The 20,625-nt window shown below is 61.0% G+C and carries 18 protein-coding genes and 1 rRNA gene; 14 read left to right on the top strand and 5 right to left on the bottom strand.

Annotated features, from left to right (window positions below; translation table 11 throughout):
• Position 1: 1 nt before the first annotated feature.
• The gene (locus J0F90_RS19075) at positions 2–265 is read right to left on the bottom strand and encodes a hypothetical protein (RefSeq protein ID WP_126186591.1); all 264 of its coding nucleotides are present in this window, start codon (positions 263–265) and stop codon (positions 2–4) included.
• A gap of 126 nt (positions 266–391) precedes the next feature.
• Between J0F90_RS19075 and proV the strand changes: the two genes are divergently transcribed.
• The 3 genes from proV to proX all read left to right on the top strand — a co-directional run bounded on the left by proV (position 392) and on the right by proX (position 3,764).
• A complete protein-coding gene (gene proV / locus J0F90_RS19080) occupies positions 392–1,594 on the top strand; it encodes a glycine betaine/L-proline ABC transporter ATP-binding protein ProV (RefSeq protein ID WP_033639540.1) in 1,203 nt (400 codons plus the stop codon).
• Positions 1,587–2,693 (top strand): glycine betaine/L-proline ABC transporter permease ProW, encoded by a 1,107-nt coding sequence (gene proW / locus J0F90_RS19085; RefSeq protein WP_016929847.1) that lies wholly within the window; start codon positions 1,587–1,589, stop codon positions 2,691–2,693. Before proV ends, proW begins: the two co-directional genes overlap by 8 nt.
• Before the next feature lie 69 nt (positions 2,694–2,762).
• Positions 2,763–3,764 (top strand): glycine betaine/L-proline ABC transporter substrate-binding protein ProX, encoded by a 1,002-nt coding sequence (proX, locus tag J0F90_RS19090; protein WP_033639539.1) that lies wholly within the window; start codon positions 2,763–2,765, stop codon positions 3,762–3,764.
• Between the two features lie 30 nt (positions 3,765–3,794).
• Here proX and J0F90_RS19095 read toward each other — a convergent pair whose 3' ends face one another.
• A complete protein-coding gene (locus J0F90_RS19095) occupies positions 3,795–4,673 on the bottom strand; it encodes a LysR family transcriptional regulator (protein ID WP_004928891.1) in 879 nt (292 codons plus the stop codon).
• 105 nt (positions 4,674–4,778) lie between these two features.
• Between J0F90_RS19095 and J0F90_RS19100 the strand changes: the two genes are divergently transcribed.
• The 7 genes from J0F90_RS19100 to emrB all read left to right on the top strand — a co-directional run bounded on the left by J0F90_RS19100 (position 4,779) and on the right by emrB (position 12,096).
• Positions 4,779–5,978, top strand: a complete 1,200-nt coding sequence (locus J0F90_RS19100) for an MFS transporter (protein ID WP_033639538.1) — start codon at positions 4,779–4,781, stop codon at positions 5,976–5,978.
• A 121-nt stretch (positions 5,979–6,099) separates the two neighbouring features.
• On the top strand, positions 6,100–6,846 hold the full coding sequence (locus tag J0F90_RS19105) for an AzlC family ABC transporter permease (RefSeq protein WP_033639537.1): 747 nt from the start codon (positions 6,100–6,102) through the stop codon (positions 6,844–6,846).
• Entirely contained in the window at positions 6,836–7,183 is a 348-nt protein-coding gene (gene ygaH, locus J0F90_RS19110) for an L-valine transporter subunit YgaH (protein WP_016929852.1), read from the top strand. Before J0F90_RS19105 ends, ygaH begins: the two co-directional genes overlap by 11 nt.
• A gap of 162 nt (positions 7,184–7,345) precedes the next feature.
• On the top strand, positions 7,346–7,864 hold the full coding sequence (gene mprA, locus J0F90_RS19115) for a transcriptional repressor MprA (RefSeq protein ID WP_004928879.1): 519 nt from the start codon (positions 7,346–7,348) through the stop codon (positions 7,862–7,864).
• Positions 7,865–7,892: 28 nt separating this feature from the next.
• Complete coding sequence (locus J0F90_RS19120; RefSeq protein WP_028127520.1) at positions 7,893–9,344, top strand: efflux transporter outer membrane subunit; 1,452 nt, start codon at positions 7,893–7,895, stop codon at positions 9,342–9,344.
• Positions 9,345–9,367: 23 nt separating this feature from the next.
• Complete coding sequence (emrA, locus tag J0F90_RS19125; protein WP_016929855.1) at positions 9,368–10,540, top strand: multidrug efflux MFS transporter periplasmic adaptor subunit EmrA; 1,173 nt, start codon at positions 9,368–9,370, stop codon at positions 10,538–10,540.
• 17 nt (positions 10,541–10,557) lie between these two features.
• A complete protein-coding gene (gene emrB / locus J0F90_RS19130) occupies positions 10,558–12,096 on the top strand; it encodes a multidrug efflux MFS transporter permease subunit EmrB (RefSeq protein ID WP_016929856.1) in 1,539 nt (512 codons plus the stop codon).
• A 60-nt stretch (positions 12,097–12,156) separates the two neighbouring features.
• Here emrB and J0F90_RS19135 read toward each other — a convergent pair whose 3' ends face one another.
• Complete coding sequence (locus J0F90_RS19135; RefSeq protein ID WP_004928870.1) at positions 12,157–13,245, bottom strand: tRNA/rRNA methyltransferase; 1,089 nt, start codon at positions 13,243–13,245, stop codon at positions 12,157–12,159.
• 207 nt (positions 13,246–13,452) lie between these two features.
• Here J0F90_RS19135 and trxC point away from each other — a divergent pair, with 207 nt between their 5' ends.
• The 4 genes from trxC to pssA all read left to right on the top strand — a co-directional run bounded on the left by trxC (position 13,453) and on the right by pssA (position 18,881).
• Positions 13,453–13,872, top strand: a complete 420-nt coding sequence (gene trxC / locus J0F90_RS19140; RefSeq protein ID WP_004928868.1) for a thioredoxin TrxC — start codon at positions 13,453–13,455, stop codon at positions 13,870–13,872.
• 114 nt (positions 13,873–13,986) lie between these two features.
• Complete coding sequence (locus tag J0F90_RS19145; protein ID WP_004928866.1) at positions 13,987–14,682, top strand: tRNA-uridine aminocarboxypropyltransferase; 696 nt, start codon at positions 13,987–13,989, stop codon at positions 14,680–14,682.
• Positions 14,683–14,724: 42 nt separating this feature from the next.
• Positions 14,725–17,373 carry a bifunctional acetate--CoA ligase family protein/GNAT family N-acetyltransferase gene (locus J0F90_RS19150; RefSeq protein WP_033639536.1) on the top strand — a complete coding sequence of 883 codons (2,649 nt, stop codon included), beginning with the start codon at positions 14,725–14,727 and terminating at the stop codon, positions 17,371–17,373.
• Between the two features lie 152 nt (positions 17,374–17,525).
• Positions 17,526–18,881 (top strand): CDP-diacylglycerol--serine O-phosphatidyltransferase, encoded by a 1,356-nt coding sequence (gene pssA / locus J0F90_RS19155; RefSeq protein WP_028127521.1) that lies wholly within the window; start codon positions 17,526–17,528, stop codon positions 18,879–18,881.
• A 36-nt stretch (positions 18,882–18,917) separates the two neighbouring features.
• Here pssA and J0F90_RS19160 read toward each other — a convergent pair whose 3' ends face one another.
• Together J0F90_RS19160 and rrf are read right to left on the bottom strand one after the other, a co-directional pair.
• A complete protein-coding gene (locus J0F90_RS19160) occupies positions 18,918–20,228 on the bottom strand; it encodes an MFS family transporter (RefSeq protein WP_016929861.1) in 1,311 nt (436 codons plus the stop codon).
• 258 nt (positions 20,229–20,486) lie between these two features.
• Positions 20,487–20,602 (bottom strand): 5S ribosomal RNA (gene rrf, locus J0F90_RS19165).
• Positions 20,603–20,625: the final 23 nt, after the last annotated feature.

A 20,625-nucleotide genomic window follows, 5' to 3' on the forward strand; every position in this document is an offset into this window, starting at 1 on the left:
GTCATACTAAGGCGATAACATGACGCTCGACGATATCCCCCTCGATATCGGCACCTGTCGTTAAAACTGATGAAATACTGATGACTTTTGCCCGGCCTCTGGTCGGGTTTTTTATTATCCGAACGGCAGGCGCGGCGCCAAAATATCTCTCTGCGCCACACCGTATTATTTTCCCAAAAACCAAACCATTATGCCGAATAATGGCCGTCAATTTTGAGTCACGGGCCAAATTACCATAACTAATTAAAACCTTGATGTAAACCACTAATATCCCATTTAAATGACATTGAGGGTTGTCTCAGATATTCACTGTGTTAGGGTAAAAAGCTCTTTTATTTTGCTAAGGACAGCCCATAACGCGTTAATTAAACCAGAGGAAACAGCAAATTGCATGGCAATTAAACTCGAAGTAAAGAACCTGTATAAGATATTTGGCGAACACCCGGAACGCGCATTCAAACTGCTGGATAAAGGTCTGACAAAAGATCGGCTGTTTGAAAAAACCGGCTTATCGCTCGGCGTAAAAGACGCCACTCTGGCCATTGAAGAAGGCGAGATATTTGTCATCATGGGGCTCTCCGGTTCCGGCAAGTCCACCCTGGTACGCCTTCTCAATCGTCTGATAGAACCCACCCGCGGTCAGGTGCTGATCGACGGTGAGGACATCGCCAAAATATCCGACACCGCGCTGCGCACCGTGCGGCGAAATAAGATCAGCATGGTATTCCAGTCATTCGCGCTGATGCCGCACATGAATGTCCTGAATAATACTGCCTTTGGTATGGAATTAGCCGGCATGCCGCTGCAGGAACGCCAGGAAAAAGCGCTGGATGCCCTGCGTCAGGTCGGGCTGGAGAATTATGCGCTGTCTTATCCGGATGAATTATCTGGCGGTATGCGCCAGCGCGTAGGATTAGCCCGCGCCATGGCCAATAACCCGGATATATTATTGATGGATGAAGCCTTCTCGGCGCTCGATCCGTTAATTCGCACCGAAATGCAGGATGAGCTGGTGAAATTACAGGCCCAGCATCAACGCACCATCGTGTTTATCTCACACGATCTGGACGAGGCGATGCGCATCGGCGATCGCATCGCCATCATGCAGGGCGGTGAGGTGATCCAGGTCGGCACGCCGGACGAGATCCTGAACAACCCGGCCAACGACTATGTGCGCACCTTCTTCCGCGGCGTGGACATCAGTCATGTGTTCAGCGCCAAGGATATCGCCCAACGGCGCCCGGTGACGCTGATCCGCAAAACCCCCGGTTTTGGCCCTCGCTCGGCGCTGCAGCTGCTGCGCGATGAGGACCGTGATTATGGTTATGTTGTTGAACGCGGGAAGAAATTTATCGGCGTGGTGTCGATAGAGTCGCTGAAAAAAGCGCTGTCCGCCAATCAAACGCTGGACGATGCCCTGCTCGAGGCCCCCGCCGCCGTGCCGGCCGACACGCCGCTCAGCGATCTGATTTCCCTGGTCGCCCAGGCGCCGTGCGCGGTGCCGGTGGTGAGCGAAGAACATAACTATCTCGGCATCATCTCCAAGGCCATGCTGCTGCAGGCGTTGGACAAGGAGGGCTCAACCAATGAGTGATACCACGCAAACCCAAGATCCCTGGGCTACCGCAGCGGCCGATACCGGCTCCGCACCTGCCAGCGATGCCGCCGCCAACGCCGGCGACGCCTGGTCCAGCGCGCCGCCGCCGGCCGCTCATGACGCCGCCGGGCAAAGCGCCGATTGGCTCAGCGGCGCCCCGGCGCAGCCGGAGCACTTCAGCCTGCTCGATCCGTTCCACAAAGCCTGGGTGCCGTTCGACACCTGGGTCACGCAAGGCATCGACTGGCTGGTGCTGCACTTCCGCCCGCTGTTCCAGGGCATCCGCGTGCCGGTGGACATGATCCTGAGCGGCTTCCAGCAATTGCTGCTGGGCATGCCGGCGCCGATCGCCATTCTGGTGTTCTCGCTGCTCGCCTGGCAGGTCTCGGGCCTCGGCATGGGCGCCGCGACGCTGCTCTCCCTGATCGCCATCGGCGCCATTGGCGCCTGGTCACAGGCGATGGTCACGCTGGCGCTGGTGCTGACCGCGCTGTTCTTCTGCATCCTTATCGGCCTGCCGCTCGGCATCTGGCTGGCGCGCAGCAAGCACGCCGCCAAGGTGATTAGACCGCTGCTCGACGCGATGCAAACCACCCCGGCCTTCGTCTACCTGGTGCCGATCGTCATGCTGTTCGGCATCGGCAACGTGCCGGGCGTGGTGGTCACCATCATCTTCGCGCTGCCGCCGATCGTGCGTCTGACCATTCTGGGCATCAAACAGGTGCCGGAGGATCTGATCGAGGCCGCCGAATCCTTCGGCGCCAGCCCGCGCCAACTGCTGTTCAAGGTGCAGTTGCCGCTGGCGATGCCGACCATCATGGCCGGCGTGAATCAGACGCTGATGCTGGCGCTGTCGATGGTGGTCATCGCCTCGATGATCGCCGTCGGCGGTTTGGGCCAGATGGTGCTGCGCGGCATCGGTCGACTGGACATGGGCCTGGCCGCCGTCGGCGGGGTCGGCATCGTGATCCTGGCGATCATTCTCGATCGCCTCACCCAATCGCTGGGGCGCGATCGCCGCAGTAAAGGCATCGGCCGCTGGTATCGCCGCGGCCCCATCGGGCTGCTGACTCGCCCGTTCATCAAGCAAGCCTGACGCTTTTCCCGCCGGCGGCTGCGGCCCCGGCGGGCTATGACACCACCACATCGAAAGAGGGGAAACACTATGCGCACCACGGGCATCTGGGCTCTCGCCCTGACGACGCTGATTGGCTCACAGAGCGTGAGCGCGGCAGATTTACCTGGCAAGGGGATCGCGGTACAGCCGGTGCAAAGCACCATATCCGAAGAGACGTTCCAGACGCTGCTGGTCAGCAAAGCGCTGGAAAAATTGGGTTATGACGTGAAAGAACCGCGTGAAGTGGATTACAACGTCGCCTACACCTCGATCGCCTCCGGCGATGCGACCTTTATCGCGGTCAACTGGGATCCGCTGCACGCCGATCAGTACAAGGCCGCCGGCGGCGACGCAAAGTTCTACCGCGAAGGCGTCTACGTCAACGGCGCCGCGCAGGGCTACCTGATCGACAAGAAAACCGCCGAGCAATACCACATCACCAACGTCGAGCAGCTCAAGGATCCCAAGATCGCCAAACTGTTCGACACCAACGGCGACGGCAAGGCCGATCTGACCGGCTGCACCCCGGGCTGGGGCTGCGAAGCGGTGATCAACCACCACATCAAGGCCTACGGCCTGAGCAACACCGTCGAACACAACCAGGGCAACTACGCGGCGATGATCGCCGACACCATTACCCGCTACAAAGAGGGCAAACCGGTGCTGTATTACACCTGGACGCCGTACTGGGTCAGCGATGTGCTGGTGCCGGGCCGCGACGTGGTCTGGCTGCAGGTGCCGTTCTCCTCGCTGCCGGGCGAGCAGAAGAACGTCGACACCAAGCTGCCTAACGGCGCCAACTACGGCTTCCCGGTCAACACCATGCGCATCGCCGCCAACAAACAGTGGGCCGAAGCCAATCCGGCGGCCGCCAAGCTGTTCGCCATCATGAAGCTGCCGATCGCCGACATCAACGCGCAAAACCTGCGCATGCATGAAGGCCAGGCTTCGGAAGCCGATATCCAGAACCACGTTAACGGCTGGATCAAGGCGCACCAGGCGACCTTCGACGGCTGGGTGAAAACCGCCGCCGCAGCGGCGAAGTCGTAACCGTTCAGGGGCGCCGCCTTTGCCGCGCCCCTACCCCGCCATATCGATGCCGCTGAACTGTAAAAAACGTGCGGCGGCGTTCGACAAGGGCTGCGGCCAGATGCAATACACCTGGCGCCGCGGCCCGTCTTCAATCGGAATCGACACCAGCGCGCTTAAGCGTTGCGCGGTCGAGACAGGTACGATGCCCGCCGCCAATCCACGCCGCACCAAATTCTCCAGCCATTCGATATGATCTATCTCAAAACTGACGTGTCGGCGGATGCCCGCCGCCAGGAAGGCGCGATCGGTTTGGCGCCGCGCGCCGGTGCCGCTGTAGAAATCCACCAGCGGGACTTCCGCCAGCGCTTGCAGGTTTACCCGCTCGCGGTTGGCCAGCGGGTGCTGCGGCGCCACCAGCGCCACCAGTGGCTCATCGGTCAACTGCCGGTGCGACATCGGCAGTAAATCGACATCGCCGGGCCAAATGCCGACGAACGCCATATCGCACTTCTGCTGACGCACATCCTCCAGCAGGGCTTCGCTCATGCCAACGTACAGGCGGATGTTCACCGCCGGATAGTGGCGATGAAACTTGTCGAGCTTTTCGGTCAGATCAATCGCGTTTATGGTTGAAATCGTGCCGATGGTCAGGGTGCCGGACACCGCATCGCCGGCGGCGGTCACCTCTTCCACCAGCGCCTGCTGCGCCGCCAACAGTCGCTGCGCCGACGGAATGAAAGCCTGGCCGGCGGGGGTCAACCGCACCCGGCGCGAGGTGCGTTCAAACAGCGTACAGCCCAGCTCTTCTTCCAGTTTGGCGATCTGGTGGCTGAGCGCCGACTGCACCGTATGGCAGCGCTGCGCCGCCCGGGTGAAACTCTGTTCTTCCGCCACCGCCAGCGCGTAGCGGATCTGTTTCAGGTTCATGGCATCTATCTTGAAATGAGATAAATCAAATGAAAATTATACATTGGTTTCCGCAGACGCGTTGCCGGATACTGCGCGCTATCTTCTTCCCGTGATGAAAAAATCATGAACCCACAAAACGCCCATCCGGGCCTCAGCCCGGCGCTGACCGTGCTGATTGCCATCGCCACCGGCCTGGCGGTCGCCAGCAACTACTACGCGCAACCGCTGCTGGAAACCATCGCCACCAGTTTCAACCTGTCGGTCAACCAGGCCGGCTTTATCGTCACCGCCGCGCAACTCGGTTACGCCACCGGCCTGCTGCTGCTGGTGCCGCTCGGCGACATGTTCGAACGCCGCGGCCTGATCGTTTTCATGACGCTGCTGGCCGCCGGCGGCATGCTGATCACCGCCACCTCCGCCACGCTGCCGATGATGATCCTCGGCACCGCGCTCACCGGGCTGTTCTCGGTAGTGGCGCAGATCCTGGTGCCCCTGGCCGCCACGCTGGCCCACCCGGAAAAGCGCGGCAAGACCGTCGGCATCATCATGAGCGGCCTGCTGCTCGGCATCCTGCTGGCGCGAACCGTCGCGGGCGCACTGGCGTCGTTCGGCGGCTGGCGCACCATCTACTGGGTCGCCAGCGTGCTGATGATCCTGATGGCGCTGATCCTGTGGCGCGCGCTGCCGCGCTATAAGCAACACTCCGGGCTGAACTACCCGCAGCTGCTGGCCTCGATCTTCAGCCTGTTCTGCCGCACGCCGCTGCTGCGCACCCGCGCCATCCTCGGCGCCCTGTCGTTCGCCAACTTCAGCGTGCTCTGGACCTCAATGGCCTTTCTGCTCGCCGCGCCGCCGTTCAACTATTCCGAGGGAGTGATCGGGCTGTTCGGCCTGGTGGGCGCCGCCGGGGCGCTGGCCGCTTCGCGCGCCGGGCATCTGGCGGACAAAGGCAAGGCCGGGCTGACCACCACCGTCGGCCTGGTGTTGCTGCTGCTGTCCTGGATCCCTATCGCGTTCGCCAAACAATCGCTGTGGGCGCTGATCGCCGGCATCCTGATCCTCGATCTGGCGGTGCAGGCGGTGCACGTCACCAACCAGAGCGTGATGTACCGCATCATGCCGGACGCGCGCAACCGCCTGACCGCCGGCTACATGACCAGCTACTTTATCGGCGGCGCTCTCGGTTCACTGCTCTCCGCCTCGGCCTATCAACATGCCGGTTGGTACGGCGTGGCCGCCGCCGGCGGGGTGTTATGCCTGCTCAACCTGCTGACCTGGTGGCTCGGCAAGCACCACGATCCCCAGGGGCCCGCGACAATCTGATTATCGTGCAAATAGTCACTAAAGAAATTTATTAGCGGTGCAGGGTATAAACATTACTTACTCTCTGGTAATGTTCTGGGCATAAACTATTGAAGTCCTATCTACCCTGCGATCCACAACCATGCAAAGCCAAGCTGCAGACAGCCTCAATCCGCCCGCCGTCAGCGCCACTTTCGCCAACGGCGTCGTCGACAGTTTGCCGATCGTCATCGGGTATGTCCCGGTGGCGTTCGCCTTCGGCCTCAGCGCCGTCAAACTGGGTTTTTCCCCGCTGGAAAGCATTTTCTTCTCCTGCATCATCTACGCCGGCGCCAGCCAGTTCGTGATCACCGCCCTGCTGAGCGCCGGGATGTCGCTGTGGGTCTCCGCATTGACGGTGATGGCGATGGACGTGCGCCACCTGCTGTACGGCCCGGCGCTGCGTCATCGTATCGTCTCGCGCATGTCGCCCGGTAAAACGGCGATGTGGGCCTTTGGTCTGACCGATGAGGTCTTCGCCGCCGCCACCGCCAGACTGATGCGCAATAACCGCAGCTGGAGCGAAAACTGGATGCTGGGCATCGCGCTCTGTTCCTGGCTCTCCTGGGTGGCCGGCACCGCGCTCGGCGCGCTGTTCGGCAACGGCCCGCTGGAGCAGTTCCCGGTGATCGAGGCCTCGCTGGCCTTCATGCTGCCGGCGCTGTTTCTCAGCTTCCTGTTGGCCGCCTTCCGGCGTCCGCAGAGCCTGACCATCGCAGCCTCATTAGCCGGCGCGCTGCTCGGCGTGGTGCTGTTCTCCATCCCGGTCGCCATTTTGGCCGGCATCGGCGCCGGTTGCGTCGCCGCTCTGTTCCAACCTACCCCTGCGGAGGCCAGCCATGAACACTGATGTGCTGGTGATCGGCCTGGTGGTGGGCTGCGCCAATTACCTGTTCCGTTATCTGCCGCTGCGGCTGGCGCCGGCGCGCGCCCAGCCCGGCCTCAAACGCGGTAAAGCCGCCCTGCTGCTCGACAGCATCGGCATCGCCTCGATCTGCGCCCTGCTGGTGGTCTCCAGCACGCCGGTGGTGATGCGCGAGCCGGACAAACTGCTGCCGACGTTGGTGGGGTTCGCCGCGCTGGCGCTGTGCTTCTACCGCAGCAAAAGCATCATTCTGTCGACGCTGCTCGGCGCAACGGCCTTTGGCGTCACATTAAAGCTGTTAATGATTTTCGGCGCGGGCTGACGCCGCTCCCGATCGTTTGGCTTCACACTGGCGTTTTCAGGCGCCACATCTTTACAAACACTGACAAATGACACGAATTGCTAAATTATCCGCACGGCTGAACATTTACATTATTTGTCACCGTCGTTACTATCTCGAACGAAATTAATGAGGCCCTAAATTATGGAAAGCTCGTTTGCCCCCATAGAACAAATGCTGAATTTCCGCGCCACGCGGCAGAAAGATTTCCCTTATCAGGAAATCCTGCTGACCCGCCTGTGCATGCACATGCAAGGCAAGCTGCTGGAAAACCGCAATAAGATGCTCAAAGCGCAGGGGATTAACGAAACACTGTTTATGGCGCTGATTACCCTGGATGCGCAGGAAAGCCACAGCATCCAACCTTCTGAGCTAAGCTCTGCCTTAGGCTCCTCGCGCACCAATGCGACCCGCATCGCCGACGAGCTGGAGAAACGCGGCTGGATCGAGCGCCGGGAAAGCGACAATGATCGCCGCTGCCTGCATCTGCACCTGACGCCGCAGGGGGAAGAATTTCTCAGTCAACTGCTGCCGCCGCAGCATCAATGTCTGCATTTCCTGTGGTCCACATTGACCGACGATGAGCAAAAACAGCTGGAACAGCTGACGCGCAAATTGCTGGCACGTCTGGATCAAATGGAAATCACAGAACAGTTACCCTAATTCACAATTTCTGTTCAGGTACCTACTTATGCGATCCCCATTTCACTGGAGATTCACCCCGCTGTTCGCCGTGTTACTGCTGGCCGGGTGTGCTTCGACCGATAATATTGCCCCGCAATCCACGCTGATGGATCCGCAGAGCCTGCAGTTGGCTCAGCCGAAAGTCAGTTCGCTGGCCGTCAGCCCGCAGTGGTGGCGCGCCCTCAAGGATCCGCAGTTGGATACCCTGATGACGCAGACGCTGCAAAGCTCGCCGACCCTGCGTCAAGCCGCCGCCCGCGTGCGCGAAGCGCAGAGCGTGGTGGGTGAAGCCAGCGCCGCCAACGGGCCGAACCTGGATCTGAACGCCAGCACCCAGCGCCAGCGCGTGCCGCAAAACGTCAATATGGGGCTGGGGTATCCGCATAAGCCCATCTACGAAAGCTCCAACTCGCTGGGGTTGAACCTGGCGTACGAGTTCGACTGGTGGGGCAAATACCGCAACCAGGTGAACGCCGCCAAGGCGCAGGTCAACGCCGCGCGCGCCGAGCAGGAACAGGCGGCGCTGACGCTGACCAGCTCGGTGGCGTCCGCCTACTACCAGCTGCAGAGCAATCTGGCGCTCGAGAAGCTGCTGCAGCAGGAAGTAAACAACAATGAGCGCCTGACCGCGCTGCGCCAACAGCGCTATCAGGCCGGGCTGACCGGCGTCGATGTGCCGCAACAGACCCAGGCGCAGTCCGACGTCGCCAAGCAGCAGATCCTGCAGCTGCAGTCGCAAATCGAACAGCTCAGACACCAGCTTGCCGCGTTGGCGGGCCAGGGGCCGAACGCCATGCAGCACCTGCGTCAGGTGCCGTTGCCCGCAGACAACCTGATGGCGCCGCAGGGCGAGCTGACGGCGGATCTGCTGGGTAAACGCCCGGACATCGCCGCGCAACGCCAGCTGGTGGAATCTTACAGCCAGCGCGTCAGCGCCGCGCGTAAAGAGTTTTATCCCAGCCTGACCATTTCAGCCTTCGCCGGCCTGATGACCACCAATACCAGTGGCACCAGCCCGAATCTGTTTGAAGCGGCCAGCCAGGCCTGGAACGTGATGCCGGCGATCTCGCTGCCGATCTTCCACGCCGGGGCGCTGCGCAGCAAGCTGGGCGAGGAATCCGCGCTGTATGACGAAGCGGTGGAATCCTACAACCAAACCATCCTGAATGCGGTACAGGAAACCGCCGACGCCATCACCATCCAGCAGAGTTCTGCGCAACAGCAGCTGCAGGCGGCGTCCGCGGCCCAGTCGATGCAACAGGTGTACCAGGTCGCCAACGCCCGTTACCAGGCAGGGATTATCGGGCGCGACGATCTGTTGACCAGCCAAACGCAGCTATTACAGCAGCAACAGGCGGAGTTGAATGCCAGCAGCAATTTACTGCAGGCGAAGATAGGACTGATCCGCGCGCTGGGCGGTGGCTATCAGGCCCCGGCCGCAGCGGATTCGAAAGCATAATAATATAAGGCTTGGAGAACACCATGAGCGCAAGCGCGGAAACTCAAAACCCGCAGCAGCCGAGCGGCAAAAAGAAGCAGCGCAAATTTTGGCTGCTGTTGCTGACGGTTATTTTCATTGTTATAGGGGTGGCTTACTTAGTGTATTGGTTCCTGGTGCTGCGTCATCATCAGGAAACCGACGACGCCTACGTCTCCGGCAACCAGGTGCAGATCATGGCCCAGGTGTCCGGCAGCGTGAACAGCGTCAATTTCGACAACACCGACTACGTCAAGCAGGGCGACGTGCTGCTGACGCTCGATCCGACCGATGCCGAGCAGGCGTTTGAACGCGCCAAGACCGGCCTGGCCAACAGCGTGCGTCAGACCCACCAGCTGATCATCAACAGCAAGCAATATCAGGCCAACATCGCCCTGCGCAAGACCGATCTGAGCAAGGCCGAGAACGATCTGAAACGCCGCGTGGTGCTGGGCAGCGTCGACGCCATCGGCCGCGAAGAACTGCAACACGCGCGCGATGCGGTCGACAGCGCCAAGGCAGCCCTGGAAGTGGCGGTGCAGCAATACAACGCCAATCAGGCGATGGTGCTGAATACCCCGCTGGAACAGCAGCCGGCGATCCAACAGGCCGCCGCGCAGATGCGCGACGCCTGGCTGGCGCTGCAGCGTACCAAGGTGATCAGCCCGATTACCGGTTATGTCTCGCGCCGCAGCGTGCAGGTCGGCGCGCAGATCGCCGCCGGTTCGCCGCTGATGGCGGTGGTGCCGGCCGATCACATCTGGGTTGACGCCAACTTCAAGGAAACCCAGATCGCCAACATGCGCATCGGCCAGCCGGCGACGGTGGTCAGCGACGTCTACGGCGATGACGTGGTGTATCAAGGCAAAGTGGTCGGTATCGACATGGGCACCGGCAGCGCCTTCTCGCTGCTGCCGGCCCAGAACGCGACCGGCAACTGGATCAAGGTGGTGCAACGTCTGCCGGTGCGTATTGAGCTCGACGCCAAGCAGGTGGCCGATCATCCGCTGCGCATCGGTCTTTCGACGCTGGTGACCGTCGATACCGCCAATCTGGACGGCCGCGTGTTGTCTGACGTGGTGCGCGACAAACCGCTGTACCAGAGCGACGCGCTGGCGTTGAATCTGGCGCCGGTTAACCAGCTGATCGCCGACGTGATCCATGCGAACGCCGGCTAAGCGCGCGGGAGGCCATCTTGCCACAGAAACCGCTTGAAGGCGCCCAGCTCGCCTGGATGACGGTCGCGCTCGCCATGGCGACCTTCATGCAGGTGCTGGACTCCACCATCGCCAACGTGGCGATCCCCACCATTGCCGGTAACCTCGGGTCTTCCAACTCGCAGGGGACCTGGGTGATCACCTCGTTCGGCGTGGCGAACGCCATCTCGATCCCGATCACCGGCTGGCTGGCGAAGCGCATCGGCGAAGTGCGGCTGTTCCTCTGGTCCACCGCGCTGTTCGTCCTCGCTTCCTGGCTGTGCGGCATCTCCAACAGCCTCGGCATGCTGATCTTCTTCCGCGTGATCCAGGGCGTGGTGGCCGGGCCGCTGATCCCGCTGTCGCAGAGCCTGTTGCTGAATAACTACCCGCCCGCCAAGCGAGCGATGGCCCTGGCGCTCTGGTCGATGACCGTTATCGTCGCGCCGATATTCGGGCCGATCCTCGGCGGTTACATCAGCGACAACTACCATTGGGGTTGGATCTTCTTCATCAACATCCCGATCGGCGCCTTCGTTATCATGGCGGCGATGGCGACGCTGAAGGGGCGAGAAACCAAAACCGAGATCAAACCGATCGACACGGTTGGACTGGTGCTGCTGATCGTCGGCATCGGTTCGCTGCAGGTGATGCTCGATCAGGGCAAGGAGCTGGACTGGTTCAACTCGACCGAGATCATCACCCTGACCGTCGTGGCGGTGGTGGCGCTGTTGTTCCTGGTGGTTTGGGAGCTGACGGACGACCATCCGGTGGTGGATCTGTCGCTGTTCAAATCGCGCAACTTCACCATCGGCTGCCTGTGCATCAGCCTGGCGTACATGCTGTACTTCGGCGCCATCGTGCTGTTGCCGCAGCTGTTGCAAGAGGTGTACGGCTATACCGCCACCTGGGCGGGGCTGGCGTCGGCGCCGGTCGGGCTGATCCCGGTGCTGCTGTCGCCGATCATCGGCAAGTTCGGCAACCGGCTCGACATGCGCCGGCTGGTGACCTTCAGCTTCATCATGTATGCCGTGTGCTTCTACTGGCGCGCCTATACGTTTGAACCGGGCATGGACTTCGGCGCTTCCGCCTGGCCGCAGTTCGTCCAGGGCTTCGCCATCGCCTGCTTCTTCATGCCGTTGACCACCATCACGCTGTCCGGCCTGCCGCCGGAGCGTATGGCGGCGGCATCGAGCCTGTCGAACTTCACGCGAACGCTGGCGGGTTCGATCGGGACCTCGATCACCACCACCCTGTGGACGCAGCGCGAATCGCAGCACCATTCGCAGCTGACGGAGTTCGTCAACCCGTACAACCCGCAGTCGCAGGAGATGTACCACCAGCTGGAGCAGCTCGGCATGAGCAAGCAGCAGGCGTCGGCGTACATCGCCAACGAGATCACCGCGCAGGGCCTGATCATCTCCGCCAACGAAATCTTCTGGCTGTCGGCCGGGGTGTTCCTGGTGCTGCTGGTGCTGGTGTGGGTGGCGAAACCGCCGTTCAGCTCCGGCGGCGGCGGGGGCGGCGGCGCGCACTAAGCTGCAATAAACGAAACGGGCGCCCTGGGGCGCCCGTTTTTTTATCCGACGTAGAAAAGATTACGCCTGATTCTGACGCCACCAGTCCGCCAGCAGAATGCCGGTCGCCACGGAAACGTTCAGGCTTTCCACCTTGCCGGTGCCGCCGATAGACACGTTCATGTCACCCTGCTGCCAGGCGCTGTCGCTCAGACCGTCGCGTTCCTGGCCCAACACCAGCACCATCTTGGCCGGCAGTTTGGCCTGCGCCAGCGCGGTGCCTTTGTGGCTCGAGGTCGTGACGATGGTGTAACCCGCCTTGCGGAAGGTATCCAGCACCGACAGGAAATCGTCAGCGTTGATCGCCTTGATATGCTCCGCCCCGCCTTCTGCGGTGCGCACCGCCGCGCCGGATTCCAGCAGCGCCGGATCCTGCAGCAGCACGCCGTTGACGCCGAAGTGGGCGCACGAACGGACGATGGCGCCCAGGTTGTGCGGGTTGCCCACTTCTTCCAGCGCCAGCACGCAGTCGGTCGCCGGTGCGGTTTTCAGGTAGGTCTGCGCATCCAGGCCCTGACGTTTTTTGATCAGGAAGCAGACGCCGCCGTGGTGCTCGGTGCCGGAAGCCTTGGCCAGTTCTTCTTCATCCACCACGTGGTAAGCTTTGCGGTTAGCCGCCATCCAGCGCAGCGCTTCGCGGAAGCGCGGGGTGACCGACTGCACGAACCAGGCGCGCACAATCGCTTCCGGACGGCTGGCGAACAGCGCCTGACAGGCGTTTTCACCGTAAACGCGGGTTTCTTCCGCGCGCTGGCGGCGCAGTTGCTCAGGATCGATGAAGCTTTTGCCGCTGATGCCGCCATGATCGAACGCCGGCTCTTCATTCGGCGCGCGTGAGACGGTTCTCCACGGCGACTCATTGCCACCGCGATCTTCAGAGCGCGCCGGACGGCGAGGACGATCGCTTTCACTGCGGCGGGAGTCGGCGCCGCGACGATCGTTGCCGCCGCGCGCCTTGTCTTGACCGGTGCGGCCCGATCGCGCACCGTCAGCCGGACGGCCTTTGCCGGCCGGACGTTTATTCTTGTTACGGTCGTCGCCGTTGTCGTCGTCACTGCGGACGTACATCACTTTGACTTTACCGTTCTTGCCACTAAATGAATCGTTCATTGTCTTCTCCACCAACGCGCAGGGCGCGAAGATTACCTGATGTTGGTGCACGAAGCCACCAACTTGCGCTAAAAGCTCCCAACTATCACATCCATTGAACAAACCTCATTGTTCACGCGCCGGGTTTTGCCGATAATTGTCAGCATTAAAGAAACATCTCCGCAACCGCGTTGCGGGGACCATGCTTTCTCTGTACCCGAGGTCAACATGAATACAGTTTGTGCAGCTTGCAATGCCACCAACCGCGTGCCGGAAGAACGTCTGGCGGACAACGCGAAATGCGGCCGCTGCGGCCATGAGCTCTTCGACGGTGAAGTGATCAACGCCACCGCCGCCACGCTGGACCAGTTGCTGCAGGACGATCTGCCGGTCGTGGTCGATTTCTGGGCGCCGTGGTGCGGCCCGTGCCGCAGCTTTGCGCCGATCTTTGAAGACGTGGCCGAAGAGCGCGCCGGCAAAGTGCGCTTCGTGAAAGTGAACACCGAAGCCGAGCCGGAGCTGAGCGCCCGTTTCCGCATCCGCAGCATCCCGACCATCATGGTGTTCCGTCAGGGCAAAATGGTCGACATGCTCAACGGCGCGATGCCGAAAGCGCCGTTTGATAACTGGCTCAACGAGTTAGTGTGATTCGGCAAGTATAGGCCGTATCCCGCCATTGCGCGCGAACGCGCCCCGATCGAGCCCGCCCCTCCCGGCGGGCTTTTTTCTGCGTTACAATAGCGGTTTTTCCCCAGGATCGTTATGACCGACAACGCCGTACTTCGCCTGCGCCAATTCCGTTTAGACCGCGCCACCCGCCCTTTTTTGGCGCGCGGTTGCCGTGTGGCGCGTTGTCAGGGTTGCCTGCTGCCGCATAAGAACTGCCTGTGCGACACCATTCGCCCACAGCAGGCCGGCAGCCGTTTCTGCCTGATCATGTTCGGCGCCGAGCCGCTCAAGCCCAGCAACACCGGCCGCCTGATCGCCGATATCCTGCCGGACACCCAGGCGTTCCTCTGGTCGCGTACCGAGGTCGATCCCGCCCTGCTGGCGGCCATCAACGATCCCACCCGGCAGCCTTATGTGGTGTTCCCCGCGTCCTACGCCGACGCCGAACGGCCGGTGTTCAGCGCGCTGCCCGTCGGCGGCAAACCGCCGCTGTTCATCATGCTGGACGGCACCTGGGCGGAGGCGCGCAAAATGTTCCGTAAAAGCCCGTATCTCAATCAATTCCCGGTGTTTTCCCTCAACGTCGACGCCGCATCGGACTACCAACTGCGCGAAGCCAGCCGCGCCGAGCAACACTGCACGGCGGAAGTGGCCGCCGCCCTGCTGCAACAGGCGGGCGATCTGCCGGCCGCCGAAGGGTTGAATCAGCATTTTCGCTATTTCCGTCAACAGTATCTGGCGGGAAAACCGACCCGGCCGGAGGCATCGGTCACAGCAATGCAGCCATAAAGCGCCTAAAATCAGGCGTAACGTTGCCAAAAGGAGCCGTGCATGAGCCAGCGAGGGTTAGAAGCGCTACTACGTCCCAAATCGATCGCCGTTCTGGGCGCTTCGCAGCAGCCGGGCCGCGCCGGCAACCTGATGATGAGCAACCTGCTGGCCGGCGGTTTCGGCGGCCCCATATTGCCGGTGACCCCGCGCTACAAGGCGGTATGCGGCGTCATGGCCTACCCCGACGTCGCCAGCCTGCCGTTGACGCCGGATCTGGCGATCATCTGCACTCACGCCAAGCGTAATCTGGCGCTGCTCGACGCGCTGGGGCAGCGCGGCTGCAAAACCGCCATCGTGCTCTCTTCACCGCCAGAACAGTTCGCCGAACTGAAAGCCTGCGCGCAGCGCTACGCCATGCGGCTATTGGGCCCCAACAGTCTGGGATTACTGGCGCCGTGGCAAGGCATCAACGCCAGCTTCTCGCCGGTGCCGATCCAAAAAGGCAAGCTGGCGTTTATCTCGCAGTCCGCCGCCGTCGCCAACACCATTCTCGACTGGGCGCAGCAGCGCGAAGTCGGCTTCTCTTACTTCATCGCGCTGGGCGACAGCCTGGATATCGACGTCGACGACCTGCTCGACTTTTTGGCGCGCGACAGCAAAACCAGCGCCATCCTGCTGTATCTGGAAAACATCAGCGACGCACGGCGCTTTCTCTCCGCCTCGCGCAGCGCCTCACGCAACAAGCCCATTCTGGTGATCAAAAGCGGCCGCAGCCAACAGGCGCAATTACTGCTCAACAGCCAGCAGGGGCTGGACGCCGCCTACGACGCCGCCATCCAGCGAGCCGGCCTGCTGCGCGTGCAGGATACCCATGAGCTGTTCTCCGCGGTGGAAACCCTCAGCCATATGCATCCGCTGCGCGGCGAGCGGCTGATGATCGTCAGCAACGGGGCGGCGCCGGCGGCAATGGCGCTGGACGAGCTGCTCGGGCGCAACGGCAAGCTGGCGACGCTGAACGATGAGAGCCTGGCGAAGCTGAGCGATGCGCTGCCGGATTTCATTCGCGCCGGCAACCCGCTCGATCTGCGCGACGACGCCACGCCGCAGCGCTACCTGGCGGCTCTCGAAGCGCTGCTCGACAGCCACGACTATGACGCGCTGCTGCTGATCCATGCGCCGAGCGCGGCGGCGCCGGGCACCGCCACGGCGCAGCGGCTGATCGACGCGCTGCACCGCCATGCGCGCGGCAAACGCATCACCTTGCTGACCAACTGGTGCGGCGAATACTCCTCTCAAGAGGCGCGCCGGCTGTTTACCGAGGCCGCCATTCCCACCTACCGCACGCCGGAAGGCGCTGTGACCGCTTTTATGCATATGGTGGAATACCGCCGCAACCAGAAGCAGCTGAAAGAGACCCCGGCGCTGCCGGTCGGCCTGACCGCCAATACCGCCGACGCTCACCGCCTGATCCATCAGGCACTGGCCGAAGGCGCCACCCAGTTGGATACCCACGAGGTGCAATCCATTCTGCAGGCTTATGACCTGAGCACCCTGCCGACCTGGATCGCCGAAGACAGCGCCGAAGCGGTACATATCGCCGAACAGATCGGCTACCCGGTAGCGCTGAAGCTCCGTTCGCCGGATATCCCGCACAAGTCGGAAGTTCAGGGCGTCATGCTCTACCTGCGCACCGCGACCGAAGTGCAGCGCGCGGCGGAGGCGATCCTCGACCGCGTGAAGCGCACCTACCCTCAGGCGCGCATCCACGGTTTGCTGGTGCAGAGCATGGCCAACCGCGCCGGCGCCCAGGAGCTGCGCATCGCGGTGGAGCAGGATGCGATTTTCGGCCCGCTGATCATGCTGGGTGAAGGCGGTGTGGAATGGCGCCAGGAAAATCAGGTGGCGGTCGCGCTGCCGCCGCTGAACATGGCGCTGGCGCGTTATCTGGTGCTGCAGGCGGTGAAAGGCGGCAAGATCCGCGGGCGCAGCGCGCTGCGGCCTTTAGATATCCCTGGACTAAGCCGCTTGCTGGTGCAGGTCTCCAACCTGATCCTCGACTGCCCGGAGATCGCCCGGCTGGATATTCACCCGGTGTTGGCCTCCGGCAGCGAATTCACTCTGCTGGACGTTTCGATGCAGCTCGCGCCGTTCAGCGGCGATCCGCAGGCGCGGCTGGCGATCCGCCCTTATCCGCATGAGCTGGAAGAGACCATCGCGTTGAAAGACGGCAGCCAATGCCTGTTCCGCCCGATCCTGCCGGAAGACGAGCCGACGCTGAAACATTTCATCGACCGGGTGACCAAGGAAGACCTCTATTATCGCTACTTCAGCGAGATCAACGAGTTTACCCATGACGATTTGGCCAACATGACGCAGATCGACTACGATCGAGAAATGGCCTTTGTGGCGGTGCGCGCAGACGAGATCATCGGCGTGACGCGCGCGCTGTCCGATCCGGACAACACCGACGCCGAATTCGCCGTGCTGGTGCGTTCCGACCTCAAAGGCCTGGGCCTGGGCCGTCAGTTGCTGGAGAAAATGATCGCCTATGCGCGCGCTCATGGCCTGACCCGTCTGAGCGGCATCACCATGCCGAATAACCGCGGCATGATCGCACTGGCGCAGCGGCTGGGCTTTGGCATCGAGGTGCAGCTTGAGGACGGCATCGTCAATCTGACGCTGCCGCTGCAGGCCGCCGACGCGCAGTGACCTGCGTCGCAATGCGCTACGAATCCACCACTTAACGCCAAAACATACGCACAATCGGGGCAACTAATGGTATTATCGCCCGATTATTCGGTTTATTGTTTTTATGCCTGTGGCGTTCTGGCCATCAATCATGAGAGAAGAAACGCACTGTGATGTTGTCAAAATTTAAACGTAGCAAACATCAACAACACCTTGCACAACTGCCCAAACTCCCCCAGACGGTTGCTGATGTTCGTACGTTGTACGCGCCGTCCGATTTTCGCACCACGCTGCTGAGCGCCATCGCCAACGCCACCCAACGCATCTATCTGGTGGCCCTGTATCTGGAGCATGACGACGCCGGGCGCGAGATCCTCAACGCGCTGTATCAAGCCAAACAGCGGCGGCCCGAGCTGGAAATCTGCGTACTGGTCGACTGGCACCGCGCACAGCGTGGGCGCATCGGCGCCGCCGCCGCCAATACCAACGCCGACTGGTACTGCGCCATGGCCAGCCAACATCCGGAACAGTCGGTGCCGATCTACGGCGTGCCGGTCAATACCCGCGAAGCGTTAGGCGTACTGCACCTGAAAGGCTTTGTGGTCGACGATACCGCGATCTACAGCGGCGCCAGCATCAACGACGTTTATCTGCATCAGCATGAGAAATACCGTTACGATCGCTATCAGCTGATCACCAACGGCGTGCTGGCCGATACCTTGATCGATTACATCAAGCAGCATCTGCTCACCGCCGGCGCCGTACAGCGCCTCGATCGCAGCGATCGGCCGAAAAGCCCGGAGATCAAAAACGAGACCCGTCTGTTCCGTTTCGCCCTGCGCCGCGCCGGTTACCACTTCCGCGGCAAGGCCGGCAACGATGAGCTGGCGGTGACGCCGCTGGTTGGGCTTGGCAAGCAAAGCGTGCTGAATAAAACCATTCATCACCTGATGTCGTGCGCCGACCAGAAACTGACGCTCTGTACCCCCTACTTCAACCTGCCGGCGCTGCTGGTGCGCAACATCATTTATCTGCTGCGCCAGGGCAAACAGGTGGAGATCATTGTCGGCGACAAGACCGCCAACGATTTCTATATTCCGGAAGACCAGCCGTTCAAAATCATCGGCGCGCTGCCCTACCTGTACGAGATCAACCTGCGCCGCTTCCTGAGCCGCTTGCAGCGTTATATCGATACCGGGCAGCTGATCGTGCGTCTGTGGAAGGATGGCGATAACAGCTATCACCTGAAAGGCATGTGGGTAGACGAAGAGTGGCAGCTGATTACCGGCAATAATCTCAACCCGCGCGCCTGGCGGCTGGATCTGGAAAACGCCATTCTGATCCACGATCCCAAACAAGAGATGCGCGAACAGCGGCAAAAAGAGCTGGAGTGCATCCGCACCCACACCACCGTGGTCGGGCACTATCAGGAGCTGCAAAGCATTCAGCAGTATCCGATCAAGGTGCGCAAGCTGATTCGCCGTCTGCGGCGTATCCGCATCGATCGGCTGATTAGCCGTATCCTGTAAGCGGTACTCTGACCCCGGCCAAGGCCGGGGTTTTTATTACAGCTGTATCTCCTTGCCTTTGCGATGCAACCGAAGCGAAACCAGCAACGCCAGCAGGCACATGCCGGAAACGTACCAGAAGAAGGCATTCTCCACGCCGAATGATTTAAGCGACAACGCGACATATTCCGCCGAACCGCCGAACAGAGCATTCGCCACCGCATAAGACAAACCTACCCCTAACGCGCGTACCTCCGGCGGGAACATCTCGGCTTTAAGCAGCCCGCTGATCGCGGTGTAAAAGCTGACAACGAACAACGCCAACACGATCAGACCGAACGCCATAAAGGGGTTGGTCACCTCTTTCAAGGCAAACAGGATCGGCACCGTCAACACCGTGGCGAAGGCTGAGAAGATCAGCATCGAGCTGCGACGGCCGATTTTGTCCGAAAACGCGCCTACCGCCGGCTGCAGCAGCATAAAGACGAATAGCGCAACGGTCATGATGGCGCTGGCCAGCTTGGCGTCCATACCGGCAGTGTTCACCAGGTACTTCTGCATGTAGGTGGTGAAGGTGTAGAAGGTCAGTGAACCGGCGGCGGTAAAGCCCAGCACCATCAGGAACGCCTTGCGATTTTTCCACAGCCCCGTCAGCGAACCAGCATCTTTGTGGTTACGCGTCTTCGCATCGGAGGTTTCATTCAGCGAGCGGCGCAGGTACAGCGCCACCACCGCCAACACGGCCCCCAAGGCAAACGGTATACGCCATCCCCAGGCTTTCAGCTCTTCGGCGGGCAATATCTGCTGCAAGATCACCAAGACCAGCAGCGCCAACAGTTGCCCGCCAATCAGCGTCACGTACTGGAACGATGCGTAGAAGCCACGCCGCCCCTTGATTGCCACCTCGCTCATGTAGGTGGCGCTGGTGCCATACTCGCCGCCCACCGACAACCCCTGGAACAACCGAGCGATCAGCAGCAGCGCCGGGGCCCAACTGCCGATCGATTCATACGTCGGCAGGCAGGCGATCACCAGCGATCCGGCGCACATCATGCAGACTGAAAGCAGCATGGAGTTTTTTCGGCCATGCTTGTCGGCAATATAGCCGAACAGCCAACCGCCGATAGGTCGCATAAAGAAGCCGGCGGCGAAAACACCGGCGGTTTGCAGCAGCTGCGTGGTGCTGTTGCCCGCTGGAAAGAACGAGGCGGCAAAATAAATGGAACAGAAGGAGTAAACGTAAAAATCAAACCACTCCACCAGATTGCCTGATGAAGCCCCGACGATAGCGAAAATGCGTTTCTTGTTATCCAGCGCCTCCTGTTCGACGCCGTGCTCATCCCCAAGAGCCGAGGTTGTTTCTGTCATGATATTTTCTCCGAGCCATAGCAATGATGAAATTCGGCGTCCTGCCGCCCTGGTTGTTACTTTATTGTTATTTATAAGTTAACAGCCAAACTTAATAGCGGACGAAGAATATCTGACATTCAGAGAAACAATGCGTTGGTTTTGTGATGAATATTAAACAGTACGATGAAAGTTGAAGCGGATTACAACGGGGATTTTCCTTTTTACGCATAGCAAAAAGCCCTGAACGTCAGTTCAGGGCTTTCGGCTTTGTTTGATGCCTGGCAGTGTCCTACTCTCGCATGGGGAGACCCCACACTACCATCGGCGCTACGGCGTTTCACTTCTGAGTTCGGCATGGGGTCAGGTGGGACCACCGCGCTATTGCCGCCAGGCAAATTCGTTTCATTCCAACCGC

Source organism: Serratia marcescens subsp. marcescens ATCC 13880 (assembly GCF_017299535.1).
GTDB lineage: Bacteria > Pseudomonadota > Gammaproteobacteria > Enterobacterales > Enterobacteriaceae > Serratia > Serratia marcescens.

Bases quoted from the DNA above. Each gene is read 5' to 3' on its own strand.
- J0F90_RS19105 (WP_033639537.1), top strand. From the start codon at position 6,100: ATGCAAAGCCAAGCTGCAGACAGCCTCAATCCGCCCGCCGTCAGCGCC.
- J0F90_RS19095 (WP_004928891.1), bottom strand. From the start codon at position 4,673: ATGAACCTGAAACAGATCCGCTACGCGCTGGCGGTGGCGGAAGAACAG.
- J0F90_RS19150 (WP_033639536.1), top strand. From the start codon at position 14,725: ATGAGCCAGCGAGGGTTAGAAGCGCTACTACGTCCCAAATCGATCGCC.
- J0F90_RS19145 (WP_004928866.1), top strand. From the start codon at position 13,987: ATGACCGACAACGCCGTACTTCGCCTGCGCCAATTCCGTTTAGACCGC.
- ygaH (WP_016929852.1), top strand. From the start codon at position 6,836: ATGAACACTGATGTGCTGGTGATCGGCCTGGTGGTGGGCTGCGCCAAT.
- J0F90_RS19120 (WP_028127520.1), top strand. From the start codon at position 7,893: ATGCGATCCCCATTTCACTGGAGATTCACCCCGCTGTTCGCCGTGTTA.
- pssA (WP_028127521.1), top strand. From the start codon at position 17,526: ATGTTGTCAAAATTTAAACGTAGCAAACATCAACAACACCTTGCACAA.
- J0F90_RS19135 (WP_004928870.1), bottom strand. From the start codon at position 13,245: ATGAACGATTCATTTAGTGGCAAGAACGGTAAAGTCAAAGTGATGTAC.
- proV (WP_033639540.1), top strand. From the start codon at position 392: ATGGCAATTAAACTCGAAGTAAAGAACCTGTATAAGATATTTGGCGAA.
- J0F90_RS19160 (WP_016929861.1), bottom strand. From the start codon at position 20,228: ATGACAGAAACAACCTCGGCTCTTGGGGATGAGCACGGCGTCGAACAG.
- mprA (WP_004928879.1), top strand. From the start codon at position 7,346: ATGGAAAGCTCGTTTGCCCCCATAGAACAAATGCTGAATTTCCGCGCC.
- proW (WP_016929847.1), top strand. From the start codon at position 1,587: ATGAGTGATACCACGCAAACCCAAGATCCCTGGGCTACCGCAGCGGCC.
- proX (WP_033639539.1), top strand. From the start codon at position 2,763: ATGCGCACCACGGGCATCTGGGCTCTCGCCCTGACGACGCTGATTGGC.
- emrA (WP_016929855.1), top strand. From the start codon at position 9,368: ATGAGCGCAAGCGCGGAAACTCAAAACCCGCAGCAGCCGAGCGGCAAA.
- J0F90_RS19100 (WP_033639538.1), top strand. From the start codon at position 4,779: ATGAACCCACAAAACGCCCATCCGGGCCTCAGCCCGGCGCTGACCGTG.
- trxC (WP_004928868.1), top strand. From the start codon at position 13,453: ATGAATACAGTTTGTGCAGCTTGCAATGCCACCAACCGCGTGCCGGAA.